This window comes from Desmonostoc vinosum (assembly GCF_059505385.1).
Genome location: NZ_JCACKM010000310.1, coordinates 1 through 3,546 on the forward strand (window position 1 = coordinate 1; position 3,546 = coordinate 3,546).

At 39.8% G+C, this 3,546-nt stretch carries 2 protein-coding genes; one reads left to right on the top strand and one right to left on the bottom strand.

Annotated elements, in window-relative coordinates:
- On the top strand, nucleotides 1-726 hold a 726-nt coding region (locus AC5JMF_RS31700), incomplete at its 5' end, for a bluetail domain-containing putative surface protein (RefSeq protein ID WP_495799679.1).
- Between the two features lie 79 nt (nucleotides 727-805).
- Here the strand turns inward: AC5JMF_RS31700 and AC5JMF_RS31705 are convergent.
- Nucleotides 806-2,983, bottom strand: coding sequence for a CHASE2 domain-containing protein (locus tag AC5JMF_RS31705; protein ID WP_495799680.1), 2,178 nt, complete (start codon nucleotides 2,981-2,983; stop codon nucleotides 806-808).
- Nucleotides 2,984-3,546: the final 563 nt, after the last annotated feature.

Below are 3,546 nucleotides of genomic sequence, written 5' to 3' on the forward strand. Positions count from 1 at the left end.
AATTGCTCCATTCTTTATCTCATAAGCTTTTTAGCCTATTTTGTCGCCCCGTCAGCTGTCAATGATGAGCTAGTAGAGGGTTTGATTCTCAATGGTGGTGACAACAACGATGAGTTAATTGGTGATGTTGGCAATGACCAAATCAATGGTAGTGACGGGAATGATGAATTGTTGGGATTAGCTGGTGATGACCAAATTAATGGTGGTAGTGGCGATGATGAACTGTCGGGGTTTGAAGGCAATGACCAACTCTTCGGTGGCAAAGGTAATGATGAACTCTCAGGATTTGAGGGGAATGACCAACTCTTCGGTGGTGATGGCAATGATATTCTTATCGGGGGCGATGGTGTAGATATTTTAACTGGTGGCAATGGTCGTGATCGATTTACTTTTTATGCCCTAAACGATTCATTACTATCCAATTTTGATGTCATTAAAGACTTAAATATTGGTAAAGATAAAATTGACGGGTTGAGTGCTGTAAATAATACAAGTATTTCTGGACTAGGCATTATTAGCATACTAACTGAATTAAATATCCAAAGTTTATTAGATACTACTAGTTTTTCTGCTGATCAGGTAGCAACCTTTCGTGTGAGTACTAGTGCTGGTGAGCGGACTTTTTTAGCATTCAATGATAGTATTAACGGATTTTCTGCTTTAACTGATGCGGTAATTGAGATTACTGGCTACAAAGGCAATTTAAGTGAGTTAGCAATTGTCTAACCTGATTTATTTAGAAACAGTTGTTTGAAATTGGTATTAGATTCCCAATTTTCCAAAGGTGTCGGGAATCTAATACTTTCTAAAGACTTTCTAAGTTTTTCAGAACTTCTATAGCCGATTGATATCGCTGATTAAAGTCAATATGCGCCATTTTATCTAAGATAAAAACTAATTGGTCTGTAGCTTCAGTTAAATCGCGCCAATAATGCCAAATCTGTTGCTCCACGCCAGTTTGAATAATCACTTGAGCTGTATTTGCGTCTCTGCGAAATTCTCTAGGATCTACTCCAGTTAAAGCTTGTATTCCCATGATTCCCAAAGCATAAATATCGCTGTTTAATTTTGGCAATCCACTCATTTGTTCAGCCGGCGCATAATTAGGAGTGCCAATTGCGATCGTTTGTTGTTCTTGCTGTAGAGGTTGAATTTGCTTCACAGCACCAAAATCAATTAAAACAATGTGTCGGTCTGTTTCCCGCCTAATCAAATTACTAGGTTTAATATCACGATGGATTACACCATAACTGTGAACAAATGTCAGCACCTGTAAAACTTCCTTGAGCATATCTATGACTTCAGCTTGTTTGTAGCGCATACCAGGAGTTAGCTCTTTAGATAGAGGGTGTCCAGGAATAAATTCTTGCACCATAGAAAATTGTTGGTTTTCTTCAAAGAAAGCTAGTAGTTGGGGAATTTGTGGGTGCTTACCTAAAGTTTCTAAAATTGCTGCTTCGGTGTTAAATAAACGTCTGAGAACATTTAAATATTCTGGATCTTGGCGGGGAGGTCTTAATTGTTTAACCACACATATAGGATTTCCTGGACGTTGAATATCTTCAGCTAAGTAAGTATTGCTAAATCCACCAGCACCCAAGGCTTCAGTAATTCTATAACGGCTATTTAATATCGTGTCGCTGGGAATTTCTCTACTACCAATCGGACTATCAAATACTAATGTGGCATCAGTTGAGGCGGTACTATATTGCCTTAAATAAGCTTGCAATTCACCAATTAATTCTTTTTGTTCTTGAACTCTTTGTGTGATTTCTTTTTGCTCTTGTTGGCTTTGATATGCTGTGTATGCAAGGGCGCTACCGGCGGTGAGTGCTAGACCCAATACTGGGGGGATAACTGGCAACCATCCAGCTTGCGTAAAAATGAGATAATTACCTCCAAATAATACTGCTAAAGCTGTTACTCCAGCCAATCCCAAGCCTACTGGATGGTGAATTCGCCACACCAATAACCCGCCGATTAAACTCCATCCCCATATCCAAATCACTTCACCCCACTCAGGCAAAAACCAAAATAGAGGCTTTTTATTTAGGACAACGTTCAGAATCTGACTAACGCTTTGAGCATGAATTTCAATCCCTGCCATCTTGCCGGAATTATCTGATTTACCGCTGGCAAATGGGGTGTTAAAAATATCTTTTAAGCTATCTGCGGTTGAACCAATCAAAATGATGCGGTCTTTGAATAAATCTGGTTTAACCTGATTTGCAAGGACTTCTGTAATGCTGACTTTTTGAGCAATCTGACGCGCAGCACGGTAGTCAAGGAGAATTTGGTAGCCGCTGGTATCCGCTTTTTGATAAGCGCCGGAGTTATTTTGCAGTGGTTTAAATACAACATCGCGCAATTGTAGTTCTTTTTTGGCTGTGAATTGAGGTTGGATACCTCCTACTTCCATATATTTGAGTGCTAGTTGCAGGCTAAAGGAAAACGTACTTTGACAGGGATCAGTTTCATCTGAACTAGCTAATAATAAGTTGCGGCGAATTGTGCCGTCGGTGTCTTCTACGACATCACTAAATCCTATTTGCTCTGTTGCTACTCCTTCTGGGGCGGGTATCCCTGGATTTGGGGGTTCAGCATGTTTGCAGACAGGAATAATAATATCGCTCTGTTCTATACGTTTTAATAGCTTCTCATGTCCTGGTTGTACTGGGATGTCACGAAAAATATCTAAACCAATGGCTCGTGGTTCGTATTCTTCAAGTTTGCCTAACAGTCGTTCTAGAACTTCGCCAGATAGGGGCCAATTCCATTTTTTGATATCTTGTTCAGTTAATGCAACAATTAGCAAACGCTGATCTGGGTCTGCTTTAGTACGTATTTGCATCATCTGGTCATAAACTTTCAGTTCTAGCGGTTCTAAAACCCCTAGTTTCTGAATACCCAATAGCAAAACTGTAGCGATCGCACTTGATAAAATAGCAGGCTGTGTAAAAACTCTTCTTAAGTTTGCCAACATTTTACTAGATAAGCTTTTCTTAAACTATACGTATGTTTTTATACAAATATTTATAATTGCAATCATTCTATGCAATTTTTCAGGGAGTAGGGAGTGGGGAGTAGGGAGTAATTTTCTCCGCGTCCCCGCGTCCCCGTGTCCCCACGTCCCCTTTCCCAGTCCCCAGTTCAAAGGACAAATGACAGCTCAATCCCTTTTATTTTTGTAAAATATTAAAAATTATTCTCAATAAATCTAATTTAAAAAAAACCAGCCTCCCACAGCTGGTTTAAAAAATGTTTTTACGCGTTGTCTTCTCAATAGAGTTAAAACCCGATCGCGCGTTCCCAAGATGCGCGGGGCAACTTTTCTTAACAAGATTGTAACAGCCAACACAGTTTTTTCGTAAAGATTCACTAAAAAAAGATATGGATAAATGCTGTGAGCCTCTATCTATCAGGATACTTCCACAAGTTGACAGGTAGAGAAAGAGACTAGAGGCAGGGGCAGTGGGAACAGAGGAAGAATAAATAATTACGAATTACGTTAGCGTTAGCGAAGCGGTAGCGAGGTACGAGCGTCAG

Coding starts and splice junctions, on each gene's coding strand:
- AC5JMF_RS31705 (WP_495799680.1), bottom strand. CDS start 2,983: ATGTTGGCAAACTTAAGAAGAGTTTTTACACAGCCTGCTATTTTATCA.